Here is a 15,540-nt window from a genome sequence, read left to right on the forward strand (position 1 = left end):
TCGCGTCCGCTTGGACCTTTCTAAAAGATTGCGTCAGTAAAACAATTGAACAAATTTCCTTTTCGACAGCTGGCGGAAAGGAAAAAAGATTAAGAATATAAAATCAAAGCACAAGCGGACGCTTGCGCCAGTAAAAAACTTAAAATAAAAGAACAATGAAAAAATATAGTTTAATAATAGCATTATGCCTTGTAGCAGGGAGTGTTTTGGCTCAAGGAATTGATAACCAAAAGATGGATAAAGATTTAAAAGTAGCCCAAACCGTTTTAAACAGTTTGGTAAATGAAAATAGATCGATTCATTGGAGTAGTGATAGCAGAGATAAGCAAACCCAATACATCGAAGGATATGGTGTGATTTTATCCTTACCTAAAAATCACGCTTTTGCATTCGGTTTTCCAGCTGAGATGCCACCCATGCCCCCGATGCCTGATATCTCTAATGCTATTGCCAAGAGCTACGAAATAATTGAAGACATTCAAATTGATATTGATGAAGAAGAGCTAGAGGCAGAAGAAAGAGCTGAATTGGAACGAGAAAGAGCTGAAAGAAAAGAAGAATTAAGTAAGAGACAGGCGGAATTGGAAAAGAGAGTGGCTGTAGCCATGGAAAGAGCTCAAGTCAAAATCCACCAAATGGATAGCATGAGAGAAGAAAAGGCAGCTGAAAATACAGATAATGTTATCGATTTTCTTTTGGACTACGGTCATCTCATCAGTCAATTAAAAGACTCAGATAAAATTTTGGTCATGGAAAAAGGCCAAGATATAAGGTTCTATAGAGATGCCGGAAGAGTGGAACACTTGAAAATCAATAGATTATCAGTAGAGGCCAAAGTGAAAGATCTAAAAGCATTCCAGAAAGGGGAAATTGATAGAGAAGAAGCTAAAAGTCGAATCGTGGTGAATGAGAAAAAGGAAGTAAAACCACTAGAAAAGGACATTACTCTATTTCAAACCATTTTAAAAAGGTTATATGCTCGTGATTTGTCTGACACTTACTATTTAAACGGAGGAATGCCTCATGAGCAAATAGACGGCTTAGGAATTATATTCTACATGGACATGGTTTCTTCAATCAGAGCAGAAAATGAAGGTTGGAAAATACCAACCCAAGACAAGGAAAACATATCGCAAGAAGAACGGGACGAATTAATTAAGAGCCTCTACCCTAAATTTGAAGAGGAACTCAAAAACAATATCATTGAATATGGCAAAAATATAAAAAGCCTTGCTGACAATGAGCAGTTAATCTTCAAAGTTGGAATTACTAAATGTAAAGGATGCAAAATCCCTGAAACGCTTGAATTGCAGGTGAAGGGCAAGACTCTAAATGAATTGAATGCGGGTAAATTAAATGAAAATCAAGCAGCAAAAAATATAAAAGTCTTAAAAGGTGATTTGCAATAATTAAATGATCTAATTACTATAGCTGATACCAGCACAATATTTTAAACCACCGATCCAAAATATAATTTGGATCGGTGGTTTTTTCTGTAATTCAAAAAAAATATATCTTCCTGTTACAAATTTTAATTCCGCAAAAAATATCCACTATATTCACATTCCATAAAAAATAAAACTATCAGTATGAATAAATTTTTCTTTGGCCATGACCAAGCCATAGCAAGAAAAGAATCTTTTCAATCTTTTTTCGGGAGTGCATCAATAGGATTTACTTTCATAATTCTACTCATATCAAATCATTCACTTTTAGCCCAATCTGCTCAAATCTATGGTACAGTAAAATCTGAAACTGGCGAAAATATGCCTTATACCAATGTGGTAATTTTAGGCAAAGCGATTGGAACCTCCACTAACTATGATGGTGAGTATTCCTTAAAACTCAACCCAGGGAATTATATGGTTAGCTATCAGTTTATTGGCTATAAAAGTGAAGTGAGAGAAGTTACTTTGAAAGCAAATCAGAAATTAGAGATTAATCCAACCCTTAGCATTGAAAAAGTACTCTTAAATGCTGTTGAGGTAAGTGCAAAAGCTGAAAATCCGGCTTATGAAATTATTCGGAATGCACAGGATAATCGAGAAAAACACCTAAAGGAAAATAAAGAAATAAGCTACAATATTTACACTAAACTATTTGGTAAGTCCGAAACAAATTCAGCCTCGTCCATTAATTTTTTCGGAACATTGCTTAGCCCTCAAAAAGGTATTTTTTATTTATCTGAATCTGTTAATAAAATATATCAGCATAGATTCGATAAAAAAACCCAAGTGCTGGAAGCCTCCTTGGTTCTTGGCGATAGTGTAAATGCCAGTAAGAACAATCCTATTTTTATTGATCTCTATCAAAATAGACCCATTTCAGTTGGTAACGAAATAGTGCAAAATCGAATAGTTTCACCAATAGCTTCTGATGCTTTTAGCTTTTACGATTATGACTATCTTGGTACGTTTGAAGAACAAGGGCAAACTATTCATAAAATCAAATTAATACCCAGAGGCACGAATAGGACCGTTTTTAGGGGTGAAGTATATATTTCAGAAAATGGTTGGAGAGTTCACCAATCACATCTAAAATTAAAAAGCATTACAGGTGACGCAGAAATCAACACACAATATATTCGAGATAGTGACACGGATTCTTATCTGCCTTTTTCATCCAGCTTTATTTTAAAGCAGAGTAGCAATAAAACAGAAATCTATTTTCATAATATCTGCTATGATTACGATTTAGAGGCTCTGCTACCAGAGGATTCTGAAGAATTGAACAGAAAAATCGACAAAACAGATTATGCTAAATCACCATCTTGGTGGGAGGCAACCAGACCAATAGAACTGACAGAGGATGAAAAAAAAGCATATAAAATTGATAGAGCCATTAATAATAATTCGTGGGAATTTAAGAAATCTGAGAATGACCCAATCTATCAAGGTTTAGCAGGAGAGAAGGAATCTACATTTTTTCAAAAATATCAAAGAGCAATGAATTCTGGTCAATGGGAACTTAATGAAAAGCTAGGATTGGATGTCAGTATTTTTACATTCAATACAGTAGAGGGGGGAGTTTTAAAACCTGAATTGACATTTGAAGATAAATTTAAAAATGATCATCAATATTCAGCCTATGGATCAGTGAGGTACGGTTTTGCCAGTAAGAATTTTTATGCGAAGGGAGCATTTTCTTATGAATTAAATCCTGCAAATATTAGTGAAATTAAAGTTGAAGGAGGCAGTTATGTAGAACAAATCTCAGGCAATCCTTCCATTTCTAATTATTGGAATTTGTTTTATTCTGTTTTTGAAAAGCTAAATTACCAAAAGCTTTTTCAAAAGGATTATATCTCATTAAAATGGAAACGTGAACTTATCAATGGATTGGACATCCAATTGGGCACTTCATTTAATAGAAGATCTCCTTTACAAAATAATTCAAATTTTAATTGGTATGACGAAGAGGAAGAGGCTAGAGATTTCACACCCAATCAAGCTTTTATTCAAGGAGAATATCAGAATTTCCAGCAAAATGATTTAGTGGAAGCGAATGTATTATTAAGCTATCAGCCGAAACGTAAATACAATTTGATCAACGGAAGAAAAATACCACTAACCTCAAAATACCCGATATTCAAAACTGGGTTTGATTTTGGAGCAGTGGATACTGAGTACAGCAGAATATGGACCAATGTTTCAGACAGATGGTCTATTAACTCCCTTGGCTTTAGTGCTTTGAGTTTGAGTTACGGTCAATTTTTGAATTCAAGCAATATTACGCCAATAGACTACTTCCACTTTATGGGTAATAGAACATTTGTTTATCAAAGCCAAAAACAATTTGGCCTTGCCTATCAATTATTAGATTATTATCAATATAGTAATTCAGATTATTTCATTGGGGCTAATTTTGATCATGATTTTGATGGGGCTATTTTAGGTAGAATTCCACTTTTGAAAAAAATTGGGTTGAAATCCTATCTTTTCGCCAATTACCTAAAAACTGAACAAAGCCCTCAATATTCTGAAATTGGTTTTGGCTTAACATCCTCCTACTTTCCAATAAGGTTTAATTATGCCTTTTCTTTCGAGGAGAATAACTTTCAAAGGAGTGGCTTTTTAATTAATCTTTCTTTCTAGATTTAATAAGTGAAATTGCTTTTTTAATTAACGGATGCAAATGAATTCTACCTTGTTATATTTAACTGATCTTTACTACCCAGCAAAAGGCAGAAATTACTATGAGGAAGATGTATACATCACGTCTCAGTTGAAACAGCATTTTAATATCTTAATTGGCAATCCTCAGCAAGCCTTGGCTTTTTTGGATAAATCTGATTTTATAGTTTTCAGAAATACAGGGCCTGTTGCTTATTATCAGCAATATTTTGATGAATTTGTGGAAACCGTAAAGCAAAAAGGAATTCCCACTTTCAATTCATTTGATGGAAAAGCCGATATGAAAGGGAAGCAATACTTGCTGGATTTATTTGACCTCAATTTTCCAGTAATCCCTAGTGTAGATAGTACAAAAAAACTTCATTTACTTCCTAATTCTGATCAATACATCATTAAGTTAAAAAATGGGGCTGATTCCATCGGAATGGAAAAAGTCAGTAAAGAAGAAATAAATAACACAAAAATTGAGGACAAGTTGATTCAGCCATTTATAGATTTCGAATATGAAGTTTCTTTCTATTTCATAAATGATGAATTTCAATATGCATTATATGCACCTGATAAAAGTAAAAGATGGGATTTAAGAACATATAAAGCCACTGAACAAGATTTGAAATTCGCCCAAAGATTTATCCAGTGGAACAATATGAAAAGAGGAATTCAAAGAGTGGATGCCTGTAAATTAAAAGATGGAAGCTTATTATTGGTTGAACTGGAAGATTTAAACCCATTTTTATCTTTAGATTTGTTAAGTGAAAAAACAAAAAATGGATTCATTAACAAATTTGTATCAGCACTGAAGGAAATCACTTTCTAAGTAAAACAGCATGTCAGAACAAGGATTTAAAGTATCATTAAAGCCCGAGTCAAAATTCATTTTCTCTACCTCAGGAAGTGCCAGCTCTATTGAAAAACATAATACTGCTTTGCAAAAGCTAGGTTTGAATTTGGTGTATTTTACTTTCCCGCACGATATTGCAGCGAAAGACTATGCTGATCTATTGCGTTCACGAATTTCAAGAGGCGGTGCTGTCACAGGTAAAGACGGACTAAAATCCAAGATTATCCCTTTTCTGGATGAAGTGGAAGAGATTGCTAAAAAAACTTTGGCAGTGAATACGGTGGTGAATGAAAATGGAAAACTTTATGGATACAATACGGATGCGATCGGATTGAAAACGGCTTTAGAAAATGCTTTGAAATCAACTACTCATTCCATTAAAACAGCAGCGATATATGGAAATGGCGGAGTATCGGGTGTAGCTTACCACATCTTGAAGGAATTGGGATTGAAAGTCAAACTGACTGGTAGAAATCCTGAAAAAGTGAAAGCTAAAAAAGAGGACTTAGGAATTGAAGATGATGAAATATCAGCACCTTATGATCTAATAGTAGATGCGACTCCTATTTCATCTCAGCCTAATTTCTTAGAAGCAAAAGGCTTTTCCGAATTGCTAAACAATTGTAAAATGCTTTTCTGTCACAATATGCCCGAAAAGGATAACAAACCTAATTACTTAAAAAGCTATTGCGAAGAAAACAATATTGAATTCATTCCAGGCAGTGCCATGTATAAAGCCCAATTGATTCGACAGTATCAGCTTTTTATTGGTGATATATCTGCGGAAGCAATAATAGAGAAGTGGCACCTTAAGGACTAACATTTTCATTGTATTTACCATCTAAAATAGAAAACCGATAAGAATTAGTACTTTTACGGACTTGAATAAATAACACCAATGGATTTACTGAAAAGAAACATAGAAGCGTATCTAGCCAGAGAAAAAAAGCCAATAGCTGATTTTTTAGATGGTTTTAACATTCAAAGATTTGATCAACTTTCTCTCGGTGATTTTAAACTTTTTTGTGCTGAAAATGAATTAGATTATGCAAATATGCTTTGCAGACCAATGTTTGTTGATAAATCTAAAATTAAGGACATTAAACTTTTGATTTTGGATGTGGACGGTGTGATGACTGATGCGGGAATGTTCTTTACTGAAAATGGCGATCAGTTCAAAAAATACAATGCCAAAGATGGAATGGCTATTAAGGCTCTGGAGAAATTTGGTATTCAAACGGGTATTATTTCTTCCGCTCATAAAATCAAGATGGTGAAAGTCCGTGCTGAAATGCTGAATATCAAAAACCTTTATGTAGGAAGCGAGCCTAAAATTGATATCCTTTTAGATTGGTGTGAAAAACTAGACATAAAATTATCTGAAGTAGCCATTATAGGCGATGACATCAACGACTTAGCGGTCATGAAAGCAGTAGGTTTTTCTGCATGTCCTGCTGATGCAGTTTTAAGGGTTAAAGAAACCGTGGATTTAGTTTTACATACTAAGGGCGGAAAAGGTTGTGTTAGAGAATTTATTGACTTTTATTTATTAGATGAACCAGTGGAATAATAAAAAAGAAGGCATGACCTTAAGCCATGCCTTTTGAATTATGATTCAAAGCTTGCATTCAATGAAATAGGCACAGCACTTAATGCTTTCGAAATAGGGCATCCTTTTTTTGCGCCTTCAGCCATTTCTAAAAATTCTTTTTCGGACAAACCACTGACCTTACCTTTTACGGTCAATTTAATCTCTTTAATGGCAAAGCCCTCTCCTTCTTTATCTAGGACTACTTCCGCTTGAGCATCAATTTCATCAGGTGTATGACCTGCTTGTGAAATAGCTACACTTAATGCCATAGCATAACAGCCCGAATGCGCAGCTGCTATCAATTCTTCTGGGTTTGTTCCTAAAGTTCCATCTTCATTTTCAAATCTACCTTTAAAAGAATAAGGAGTATTGTCAAAAAACTTATTAGAACTGCTTAAATGCCCTTTTCCATCTGTTGCAGTACCTTTCCAATTTGCTGTTACTTTTCTCTTAATTGCCATAGTTAAATTTTTAGTTTTAGTTTAATTCTTTAAACCTCTCTTAAATATATATGTTACATGGTAGGTTTTTAAAAATGACAGTATCTAATAGCAAATATCTAGTATTTAGAAAACTTCTAGCTGCACTTCCCTGAATAGAGTTGACCGTTTTTAAACATTTATTTCATTATTGAATATAGTGATTGATTGTTGATGAAAAGTACTTTTCATCAACAATTTTTTCTCAAATTCTTCTGGACTCATTTTTCCAATATGGTTATGTGGTCTTACATTATTGTAGTGCTGTACTGCTTTTTTCATTTTCCTTTTTAACTCATCAAAGCTGGAGGGCTGCCATAATTCGATATAATCATTTTTGATTGTTCGATTGATTCGCTCTGCATAAGCATTATCCTGTGCAGTTTTAGCCATACTTATTTCACAATTTTCACTTCTTAGAAGATCAATATACTGATGATAGATATACTGGCTACCTCGATCTGAATGATGGATCTTAGGTGGTTTATGATCTTTAAATGCCATTTTAAGCGCCTTAATATTGGCAGTCGCTCGCATATGATCACCTACATGATAGCCGACTATTTTCTTTGTATAAACATCAATGATAAATACAGCATAATAAAACTTTTCACCTATGCGGATATAAGTGATGTCAGATTGCCAAATCAGAGAAGGACCTTTTATCTTCATTCCTTTGATGAGGTTAGGATAATACACATCTGAGGAATAAGTAGTCCTTCTGTAATTTCTTTTAGCTTTTAAACGGTAGCCTAGTGCCATGAACAGAGATACAAAGCGATCTCTTCCAATGAAATCAGGACGTAGTGTGTCATACATTTTCTCAACCCCACAACCGGGATGGGCTTCTCTTAACTGATCAGCCTCCATAACTAAATCTGCTACTTTCTTATCAAAGATAGCTTGACGCTTTGCATACTGATGTACAGCCTGCTTGCTAATGCCTATGGTTTCATACAACTGGTTCATGGAAAAGTTTATTTTCTTCTGGTTGTTGCTGAACCACTCGATTGTGGGGTGTTGGAGTTTTTTTTGATGTCGATATCTAATTCAGTCTTGGCTACATCAATCATCTTTTCAAAATAATCAATCTGTATCTGCTTCTGACCAACTGTTTGCTCTAACTCCTTGATGCGTTGCTCCAAAGCTTTCAATTTTTCTGTACTACTGTCTTTCATCTCTACTATGCGTTGACCACGTTCATTATGGTTCGAGTATTTATAAATCCATTTATAGATACTCTGATTAGAAATCTTGTGTATGCGCTCCAATTGGCTCACACTAAATTTACCACTTTCAAAATCATCGACAATAGATTTTTTAAAGCCTTCCGAATACTTACGGTACTTCTCAATTAATTTTACCTTCGCTTTCATATATATTGACTTATATGGTCAACCTATACCAGAGACGTACAAGCTTCTGACTTCCAACTTCCTACTTCACACTTCCAACATAATATTTCAATTCTCACCTAAAAACCCTAATTTTGCATTTCAATTTTCAAACCCTTAGTGATTCATGCATTTACAGCAAAGATTAGATGCCTTTAAAAAATTAGGCACTCAATTAAGAACTCTCAATGAGCAGGAATTAGATGAGTGGTATTTTCGTGCCACAGCCCATAATAATTGGTTCACCCGGGAAAATGTGGTGCATGCTGTAAAAGCCTTGGGAAATATGCTAGATGCCGATAAGTTAGAAAAATGGGTATCTGATTATGATTTAGCTGAAAATAGCGATAAAAAAGTAGCAATTATAATGGCTGGAAACATCCCTCTCGTGGGCTTCCATGATTTTTTATCTGTACTTATTTCAGGACATAAGGTTTTGGGAAAATTGAGTTCTCAAGACCCTTACCTTTTAAAGGAAGTCGTCAAATTACTATTGGAAATTGAACCTGATTTTGAAAATAAAATCGAGCTGACTCAAGAAACTATCAGTGGCTTCGATGGCGTGATAGCTACAGGAAGTAATAATTCTGCAAGATATTTTGAGCAATATTTTGGCAAATACCCTAACATTATACGAAAAAACAGAAGCTCAGTAGCCGTTTTAACAGGAAAGGAAACTGAAGAGGAAATCCAAGCTTTGGGTAAAGATATATTTCAATATTACGGTTTAGGATGCCGAAATGTAAGCAAACTTTTAGTACCAGAAGGATTTGATTTTTCTCCATTCATCAAGGTCTTAGAAGACTTTAAATGGGTGGCAGATCATCACAAATGGGTAAATAATTACGATTACAATAAATCTATCTATTTAGTAAATGACGAACCTCATTTAGATTCTGGCTTTTTCCTGATGAAAGAGGATGAAGCATTGGTCTCTCCAATTTCAGTATTGTTTTATGAATTTTACAAGAGTGATGAGGAATTAGAAGAAAAGCTCTCAAAACAAAAAGAGCAAATCCAATGCGTAGTGCAACAGGGCGCTGAAATAGAACCAGGAAAAGCACAACAACCAGAGCTATGGGATTATGCGGATGGGGTGGATACTTTGCAATTTCTTTCAGAGTTAAATTAATTGAAGGCTACATTTTTGGACAATTAGATCTAGGCGTGTAATTTTCAAGAAAACTACTGAATGTCTTTTTCCAAATCCTATATCAAGCTAGTCGAACGATTTCTTCCTTCACCTTTTGTGATAGCAATTCTATTAAGCGGAATTACCTTTTTTCTTGCTTTGCTATTTACAGATCAAGAGGGGAATGTACTTAAGCAATCGCAAAGCATTTTAGGTTATTGGCAAACAGGATTTTGGGAGTTATTGGCTTTTACCATGCAAATGGTACTCATTCTACTTTTAGGCCATACGCTTGCCCTGACGCCTTTCTTTTCCAGAATTATTCACAAAATTGCTTCTATTCCCAACAACACTGCACAGGCAGGATTTTTAATTAGTTTTTTCACCATTATCATGAGTTTTCTAAACTGGGGGCTATGCCTAGTTTTTGGTGCCATTCTCAGTAGAAGAATTGGAGAGAATTTCACTGCTCAAAACAAAGCCTTCAATTACGGAATATTAGGGGCAGCAGGTTATTCCGGCATGATGGTTTGGCATGGTGGACTTTCAGCATCAGCACCATTGAAAGTGGCAGAAGCAAAGCATTTTTTAATAGATAAAGTAGGCATAATCAGTATTTCTGAAACACTATTTTCTACTATGAATATCGTTATCAGTTTTGTGCTTTTGATTGCTGTGCCAGCTTTGTTTTACCTAGTAGGAAAATATTTTAAATCAAACTCTGATTATCAATTAATACTAACTCATAAAGAAGAGAAAGTTGAAGAAATCCAACCAAATGACAGTGAAAATAAGACTTGGATAGCTTATGTATTAGGAGGAGTCATGCTCTTAAGTGCAATCCTGTTTGCAGTAGATAAATGGCAATCCAATCAGGCTTTTATAGATTTGAATTTTGTCAATTTCTTATTCCTTACTTTTGGGATTTTATTGCATGGCAGCCTATCAAAATTTATGGCAGCTGTGAATTCCGGTATTCAGGGCGTGAGTGGAATTGTGATTCAGTTTCCTCTATATTCTGGTATTATGGGCATCATGAAATATTCAGGCTTAGTGATTTTAATATCGGATTTTTTTGTTTCCATTTCTACTTCAACTTCATTTCCTATTTTAACTTTTTTCAGTGCTGGTCTTGTAAACTTTTTTGTCCCTTCTGGTGGCGGACAATGGGCAGTTCAAGGCCCAATAGTAGTAGAAGCAGCACAAGCTTTAAACATTCCAATTCCCAAAATTGTGATGGCACTGTCTTATGGCGACCAGATTACCAATATGCTGCAGCCATTTTGGGCCTTGCCTCTATTGGGGATAACACAATTGAAAGCTAAAGATATCCTGCCTTACAGTCTATTTGCTTTGATTTTAGGTAGTTTGATTTTTATTGGCGGCTTGTTGGTTTTTTAGTTTTCTAATCTGTTAACTGGATTTTGGCGGTTATCCCAAAAAGATAAAATTTCAAGCTTATCTTTCTTTATTTCGTAAAAAATAAGATAAACTTTCTTTACTAGGACTCTCGAATTTTTATCAGTAGTCTTTCTACCAAGCATTTCATTGATAGAAAGTAATTCTAATAAGCTTTCTATTTCCTCTAATAGTTTTGAGCTATAATCTGTGTTTCCGTTTCTTTCATTGTAAAAATCTAATGTATCTTGAAGTTCATTCAAAGCATTTTTAGACCAGATTATTTCTTTTTTAGCCATTCCTGCAATTCTGAAATTACTTTATGATTTTCCATGTATTCTCCATTATGGATATTTTTTCTACCCTTTTCAATTGAAGCCTTTTGTAGATCATTTAATTCAAAAACAGATTTGTCAGAGCTCTCAAAAATAGTTTGAAGTGCCTTTAAAAAATCTAAATCATTAGAGTCCCTTATTCGGGAAATAAGATTGTTCTTTATTTGAATAGCTTCATCCATCTTAATTATATTTAGATACTAAATTTAGAAATAATATTTGATTCAAAATAGATACAAATAAAAAGTAGTTATAATTCCTGTCTTTCAAGAAAAAATATTCTTTAAATACTAGCACTCAAATGCCCCCTATCATTATACTTCACCAACTGAAACATATTCTTAGTTGCTCTAATATGATACAAAGCTAAATTCGAGTGCTCGAAAATATCCATATCAGAAAGGGGATAATTGAACAACTGAGCCAATAAAATTCTCATAGCTCTGCCATGCATGCAAATCAACACTTTCCGCTCTTCCTGTTTACTCATAATGTATTTCATAGCATCCAACTGACGCATAGCCACCTGATCAGGAGACTCACCCCCTTCAACAGGCAAAGAAGTTTCACCTTGTTTCCATCTTTCCAACATGGCGTAATAATACTTATTCTCTTCAGGAGTGAATGGCTGCCCTTCACGAGTACCCCAACTGATTTCATTTAAGCCTGATAGTTTCTCATAAGACAGTCCTTTATCAATAAATCCTTGCACTGATTCTTGAGTTCTTTTCAAATTCGAGATATATAATTTATCAAAAGGAAAGCCTCCGTAAGCTTTAAAAAACTCCTCAGCCTGTTTTCTTCCATTGTCATTCAAAGAAGCATCAACGCCACTGCCCTGTACTATTCCTCTGAGATTGTAATCCGTTTGTCCGTGACGAACTATGTATATGTCTTTTACCATATCAATTTTCCAAAATCAATCAATTTGTAGAAAAAATGTTCAAAATTGAATGTGAATCCGTAATTTTCGGCTCGAAATTACAAAACAGAATCACTGCAAGTACTATGGAAAGGAAATTTCTTCAAAAACCAAGTGTAGAAGAACTTAATAAATTAGGAATAAACACCATCTCTGAAGTTTTAGGGATGAGTTTTACGGAAATTGGGGATAACTATTTGATCGCCAAAATGCCAGTTGATAAAAGAACCCATCAACCTTATGGTCTATTGCATGGTGGTGCATCTGTAGTCTTAGCTGAAACTTTGGGCAGTGTGGCTGCAATGTTAATGGTTGATCCAGAAAAATTCTATTGTGTAGGATTAGACATTAATGCCAATCACATTCGTGGAATTAAAGAAGGATGGGTTTATGGAAAAACTACACCTGTCCATATTGGGAGAACCACACAGGTTTGGCACATAGAAATTAAGAATGAACGTGAACAATTGATATGTGTAAGTCGTATTACAATGGCAGTAGTGAAGAAATAATTTTGGAAAAAGCAACTCAAAACATAATCAATATTCAGCCAACAGCTGAAGCACACCTTAATAAGTTCTTATCATTTGCGCAACAGTACAATGCAGCGCTTGCTATATACAGATTACCAAATGATTCGAAATTACAAATTCTTTGTGATCTCTCTGGAGGTCAGTATATAGAGGATTTTAACTTAGAAGACTTATCCTCTGGTTTTTTGCTGCACCCTTTTCAAACAAGCAGTGATAGAATCGTGCATTTTGATGCAGAGATTTTAGGTGAAATCGATCTAGAAGACAAAGCTCCTTCAAATGACCTAACTGAGTCTTTCGATTGGAAGAAGATTCCAAGTGACAGTATTCAAGAGAAAATAGAAAATTCCAATTCTTCATTTGATTTTACCCATTTAAAAAACTATCCTCAGCTTAGCTCTACTTTAGCTTCCGATTATATCGATATGGTGGAGAAAGGAATTCAACTCATCAAGAGTGAAGAGTTTTACAAAGTGGTGCCTTCCAAAATCAAAAACATTCGAAGTAATAATGATATAAATTTAGGCCAGGCTTTTGTTAAGGCTTGTGAAAAGTATCCTAACGCATTTGTCAATTTAACTTATTCTTCAAAAACAGGATTATGGTTTGGCGCAAGTCCTGAAACTTTAATTGAAGATAAAAAAGGAGAATATTTCAAAACCATGGCTTTGGCAGGAACACAAGCCAAGTCTGAAAAAAGTATAGCTGAAACTACTTGGACACAGAAAGAAATTGAGGAACAAGCATACATCTCACGTTATATAATCAATTGCTTTAAGAAAATAAGGTTGAGGGAATTTGATGAAATCGGTCCTAAGACTATTCATGCTGGTAATCTACTGCATTTAAAAACTACTTTCAAAGTCCATACAGAATCTGTTAATTTCCCAGAATTGGGTTCAGTTATGTTAAAGCTATTGCATCCTACCTCTGCTGTTTGTGGAATGCCCAAAGAACCAGCTTTAAATTTCCTCTCAAAGGAAGAAAAACACAGCCGAGGGTACTTTAGTGGTTTCATGGGCCCTGTCCATCTAGATGGATTAAGCCATTTATTTGTAAATCTACGATGCTGTCAAATCAGTAACCAGTCAGTTGTCTTTTATGCAGGTGCTGGAATCACAGAAGATTCAAAAGCAGAGAAAGAATGGGAAGAAACTGAGATGAAATGTAAAGTTTTGTCGAACATAATTTTCGGAATATAGAATTTAATCCTTACTTTTGATGAGTTAATCGAAGATTAATTAACATTAATCGAACAAAGGAATGAAGAGCGGGACTGAAAACAATAATCCAAATCCATTAATAGGTCAAACATTTTCTATACTACTGAACTGCCAACAGAAATTGTCCTACAGTATCTCTAAGGAAATGAAGACATTTGGCATTACACGTCAGCAATACGAAGTGCTTGCGATCCTGAATGAGAATTCATCTAAACCAATGAATCTGAACAAGGTGAAAAGTTATTTACGAGAAAATGTGCCAGACATATCCCGTATAGTACAGAGATTAGTAGAAAAAAGACTGATCAATAGATCACGTCAAGCAGATGATAAAAGAAACTCTGCCATTTCGATCAATAAAGAGGGAATAAGCCTTATTGAAAAAATTGAACCTATTCTAAAGAAAAAAATGGATGATTTTTTTGGTGTTTTAACGTTAGACGAACTAGCTGAACTCTCTAGGATTATCTCAAAAGTAAACCAAAACAAAGGCTAATTATTAAAGTTAGTCATACATGCATTCTCTTCTTAAATTTACAGATAATGGAATATATTGCCCTGAAGGTGAATTTTACATTGATCCTTGGCGACCCGTTAAAAAAGCCTTAATCACACACGCTCATGCAGATCATTCTCGTCCAGGTCATCAGCATTATTTAGCTCATCTCCATTCCGAAACCATTATGCGACAACGGTTAGGAGTAAATATTCAGATTGAAACCATAAACTACGATGAAAGCATAAACATAAACGGAGTAAAAGTGAGCTTTCATCCTGCAGGGCACATTCCGGGTTCAGCACAAATTAGAATAGAATATAAAGGAAAAATAGCAGTCGTTTCTGGGGATTATAAATTAGAAGATGACGGCTTATCCACTCCTTTTGAATCCATTAATTGCCATGAATTTGTAACCGAAACCACCTTTGGTTTGCCTATTTACCAGTGGAAACCACAGTCCGAAACATTTAATGAAATCAACCATTGGTGGAAGAAGAATAAAGCAGATGGAAAAACTTCTGTGATTTTTGCCTATGCCTTAGGAAAAGCCCAAAGAATCATGAAAAATGTAGATACCAATATTGGCAAGATTTATACTCATGGAGCTGTAGAAAGTGCAACTGAAGCATTAAGAAAAACAGGCTTAGATTTACCTGAGACCACAAAAATCACCAATGATATTCCTAAGAAGGAGTATCAGGGAAATTTAGTCATTGCCACACCTGCTTCAATTGGTACAACTTGGATGAAAAAATTAGCACCTTACAGTACTGGAATTGCCTCTGGCTGGATGATGCTAAGAGGAACCAGAAGAAGAAAAGCAGCAGACCGTGGCTTTGTGCTTTCCGATCATGCCGATTGGAATGGTCTCTTGGAAGCTGTGAAATTATCCGAAGCGGAAACTATTTATTCCACCCATGGCTATTCTAATGTATTTACGAAATACTTGCAGGAACAAGGCTTAAATGCTATCAGCTTAGATACCCAATTTGAGGGTGAGAGTTTGGATAGTGAGTTGTGAAGTTTGTAATAATTTACTTTGAGCATACCTAATGCTTTT

The 15,540-nt window shown here is 34.8% G+C and carries 17 protein-coding genes; 11 read left to right on the forward strand and 6 right to left on the reverse strand.

Annotation, left to right across the window (positions count from 1 at the left end; genetic code table 11):
* Positions 1–155 precede the first annotated feature (155 nt).
* From FTRAC_RS05600 to FTRAC_RS05620, 5 genes are all read left to right on the forward strand, one after another.
* A complete protein-coding gene (locus FTRAC_RS05600) occupies positions 156–1,409 on the forward strand; it encodes a hypothetical protein (protein WP_013453261.1) in 1,254 nt (417 codons plus the stop codon).
* Between the two features lie 180 nt (positions 1,410–1,589).
* Positions 1,590–4,094, forward strand: a complete 2,505-nt coding sequence (locus tag FTRAC_RS05605; RefSeq protein ID WP_013453262.1) for a DUF5686 and carboxypeptidase regulatory-like domain-containing protein — start codon at positions 1,590–1,592, stop codon at positions 4,092–4,094.
* A gap of 40 nt (positions 4,095–4,134) precedes the next feature.
* A complete protein-coding gene (locus FTRAC_RS05610) occupies positions 4,135–4,950 on the forward strand; it encodes an ATP-grasp domain-containing protein (protein ID WP_013453263.1) in 816 nt (271 codons plus the stop codon).
* 10 nt (positions 4,951–4,960) lie between these two features.
* Positions 4,961–5,794 carry a shikimate dehydrogenase family protein gene (locus FTRAC_RS05615; RefSeq protein WP_013453264.1) on the forward strand — a complete coding sequence of 278 codons (834 nt, stop codon included), beginning with the start codon at positions 4,961–4,963 and terminating at the stop codon, positions 5,792–5,794.
* 78 nt (positions 5,795–5,872) lie between these two features.
* Complete coding sequence (locus FTRAC_RS05620; protein WP_013453265.1) at positions 5,873–6,544, forward strand: KdsC family phosphatase; 672 nt, start codon at positions 5,873–5,875, stop codon at positions 6,542–6,544.
* Between the two features lie 38 nt (positions 6,545–6,582).
* Here FTRAC_RS05620 and FTRAC_RS05625 read toward each other — a convergent pair whose 3' ends face one another.
* The 3 genes from FTRAC_RS05625 to FTRAC_RS05635 all read right to left on the reverse strand — a co-directional run bounded on the left by FTRAC_RS05625 (position 6,583) and on the right by FTRAC_RS05635 (position 8,420).
* Positions 6,583–7,026 (reverse strand): OsmC family protein, encoded by a 444-nt coding sequence (locus FTRAC_RS05625; protein ID WP_013453266.1) that lies wholly within the window; start codon positions 7,024–7,026, stop codon positions 6,583–6,585.
* Between the two features lie 150 nt (positions 7,027–7,176).
* The gene (locus FTRAC_RS05630; RefSeq protein ID WP_013452758.1) at positions 7,177–8,013 is read right to left on the reverse strand and encodes an IS3 family transposase; all 837 of its coding nucleotides are present in this window, start codon (positions 8,011–8,013) and stop codon (positions 7,177–7,179) included.
* Between the two features lie 8 nt (positions 8,014–8,021).
* Positions 8,022–8,420: a transposase gene (locus FTRAC_RS05635; RefSeq protein ID WP_013452759.1), complete on the reverse strand. Its 399-nt coding sequence runs from the start codon at positions 8,418–8,420 to the stop codon at positions 8,022–8,024.
* 145 nt (positions 8,421–8,565) lie between these two features.
* On the opposite strand from FTRAC_RS05635, the gene FTRAC_RS05640 reads away from it, so the two are divergent.
* Together FTRAC_RS05640 and FTRAC_RS05645 are read left to right on the forward strand one after the other, a co-directional pair.
* Entirely contained in the window at positions 8,566–9,570 is a 1,005-nt protein-coding gene (locus FTRAC_RS05640; protein WP_013453267.1) for an acyl-CoA reductase, read from the forward strand.
* A gap of 60 nt (positions 9,571–9,630) precedes the next feature.
* Positions 9,631–10,971 (forward strand): short-chain fatty acid transporter, encoded by a 1,341-nt coding sequence (locus tag FTRAC_RS05645; RefSeq protein WP_013453268.1) that lies wholly within the window; start codon positions 9,631–9,633, stop codon positions 10,969–10,971.
* Here FTRAC_RS05645 and FTRAC_RS05650 read toward each other — a convergent pair.
* The 3 genes from FTRAC_RS05650 to FTRAC_RS05660 all read right to left on the reverse strand — a co-directional run bounded on the left by FTRAC_RS05650 (position 10,968) and on the right by FTRAC_RS05660 (position 12,207).
* The gene (locus FTRAC_RS05650) at positions 10,968–11,267 is read right to left on the reverse strand and encodes a type II toxin-antitoxin system RelE/ParE family toxin (RefSeq protein WP_013453269.1); all 300 of its coding nucleotides are present in this window, start codon (positions 11,265–11,267) and stop codon (positions 10,968–10,970) included. The genes FTRAC_RS05645 and FTRAC_RS05650 overlap by 4 nt on opposite strands.
* Positions 11,249–11,485, reverse strand: a complete 237-nt coding sequence (locus FTRAC_RS05655) for a hypothetical protein (protein WP_013453270.1) — start codon at positions 11,483–11,485, stop codon at positions 11,249–11,251. The genes FTRAC_RS05650 and FTRAC_RS05655 overlap by 19 nt, the downstream gene beginning before the upstream one ends.
* A gap of 101 nt (positions 11,486–11,586) precedes the next feature.
* On the reverse strand, positions 11,587–12,207 hold the full coding sequence (locus tag FTRAC_RS05660) for a histidine phosphatase family protein (protein ID WP_013453271.1): 621 nt from the start codon (positions 12,205–12,207) through the stop codon (positions 11,587–11,589).
* 35 nt (positions 12,208–12,242) lie between these two features.
* Here FTRAC_RS05660 and FTRAC_RS05665 point away from each other — a divergent pair, with 35 nt between their 5' ends.
* The 4 genes from FTRAC_RS05665 to FTRAC_RS05680 all read left to right on the forward strand — a co-directional run bounded on the left by FTRAC_RS05665 (position 12,243) and on the right by FTRAC_RS05680 (position 15,501).
* The gene (locus FTRAC_RS05665) at positions 12,243–12,737 is read left to right on the forward strand and encodes a hotdog fold thioesterase (protein WP_013453272.1); all 495 of its coding nucleotides are present in this window, start codon (positions 12,243–12,245) and stop codon (positions 12,735–12,737) included.
* Positions 12,698–13,960, forward strand: a complete 1,263-nt coding sequence (locus FTRAC_RS05670) for a chorismate-binding protein (protein ID WP_013453273.1) — start codon at positions 12,698–12,700, stop codon at positions 13,958–13,960. Before FTRAC_RS05665 ends, FTRAC_RS05670 begins: the two co-directional genes overlap by 40 nt.
* A gap of 61 nt (positions 13,961–14,021) precedes the next feature.
* Positions 14,022–14,477 (forward strand): MarR family winged helix-turn-helix transcriptional regulator, encoded by a 456-nt coding sequence (locus FTRAC_RS05675; protein WP_013453274.1) that lies wholly within the window; start codon positions 14,022–14,024, stop codon positions 14,475–14,477.
* 19 nt (positions 14,478–14,496) lie between these two features.
* Entirely contained in the window at positions 14,497–15,501 is a 1,005-nt protein-coding gene (locus FTRAC_RS05680) for a ligase-associated DNA damage response exonuclease (protein ID WP_013453275.1), read from the forward strand.
* The last annotated feature ends 39 nt before the right edge of the window (positions 15,502–15,540 follow it).

The organism is Marivirga tractuosa DSM 4126 (assembly GCF_000183425.1).
In the GTDB taxonomy this organism is placed as follows: domain Bacteria; phylum Bacteroidota; class Bacteroidia; order Cytophagales; family Cyclobacteriaceae; genus Marivirga; species Marivirga tractuosa.

Coding starts and splice junctions, on each gene's coding strand:
- FTRAC_RS05660 (WP_013453271.1), bottom strand. CDS start 12,207: ATGGTAAAAGACATATACATAGTTCGTCACGGACAAACGGATTACAAT.
- FTRAC_RS05625 (WP_013453266.1), bottom strand. CDS start 7,026: ATGGCAATTAAGAGAAAAGTAACAGCAAATTGGAAAGGTACTGCAACA.
- FTRAC_RS05605 (WP_013453262.1), top strand. CDS start 1,590: ATGAATAAATTTTTCTTTGGCCATGACCAAGCCATAGCAAGAAAAGAA.
- FTRAC_RS05600 (WP_013453261.1), top strand. CDS start 156: ATGAAAAAATATAGTTTAATAATAGCATTATGCCTTGTAGCAGGGAGT.
- FTRAC_RS05630 (WP_013452758.1), bottom strand. CDS start 8,013: ATGAACCAGTTGTATGAAACCATAGGCATTAGCAAGCAGGCTGTACAT.
- FTRAC_RS05650 (WP_013453269.1), bottom strand. CDS start 11,267: ATGGCTAAAAAAGAAATAATCTGGTCTAAAAATGCTTTGAATGAACTT.
- FTRAC_RS05620 (WP_013453265.1), top strand. CDS start 5,873: ATGGATTTACTGAAAAGAAACATAGAAGCGTATCTAGCCAGAGAAAAA.
- FTRAC_RS05675 (WP_013453274.1), top strand. CDS start 14,022: ATGAAGAGCGGGACTGAAAACAATAATCCAAATCCATTAATAGGTCAA.
- FTRAC_RS05665 (WP_013453272.1), top strand. CDS start 12,243: ATGTTCAAAATTGAATGTGAATCCGTAATTTTCGGCTCGAAATTACAA.
- FTRAC_RS05610 (WP_013453263.1), top strand. CDS start 4,135: ATGAATTCTACCTTGTTATATTTAACTGATCTTTACTACCCAGCAAAA.
- FTRAC_RS05670 (WP_013453273.1), top strand. CDS start 12,698: ATGTGTAAGTCGTATTACAATGGCAGTAGTGAAGAAATAATTTTGGAA.
- FTRAC_RS05655 (WP_013453270.1), bottom strand. CDS start 11,485: ATGGATGAAGCTATTCAAATAAAGAACAATCTTATTTCCCGAATAAGG.
- FTRAC_RS05645 (WP_013453268.1), top strand. CDS start 9,631: ATGTCTTTTTCCAAATCCTATATCAAGCTAGTCGAACGATTTCTTCCT.
- FTRAC_RS05615 (WP_013453264.1), top strand. CDS start 4,961: ATGTCAGAACAAGGATTTAAAGTATCATTAAAGCCCGAGTCAAAATTC.
- FTRAC_RS05635 (WP_013452759.1), bottom strand. CDS start 8,420: ATGAAAGCGAAGGTAAAATTAATTGAGAAGTACCGTAAGTATTCGGAA.
- FTRAC_RS05640 (WP_013453267.1), top strand. CDS start 8,566: ATGCATTTACAGCAAAGATTAGATGCCTTTAAAAAATTAGGCACTCAA.
- FTRAC_RS05680 (WP_013453275.1), top strand. CDS start 14,497: ATGCATTCTCTTCTTAAATTTACAGATAATGGAATATATTGCCCTGAA.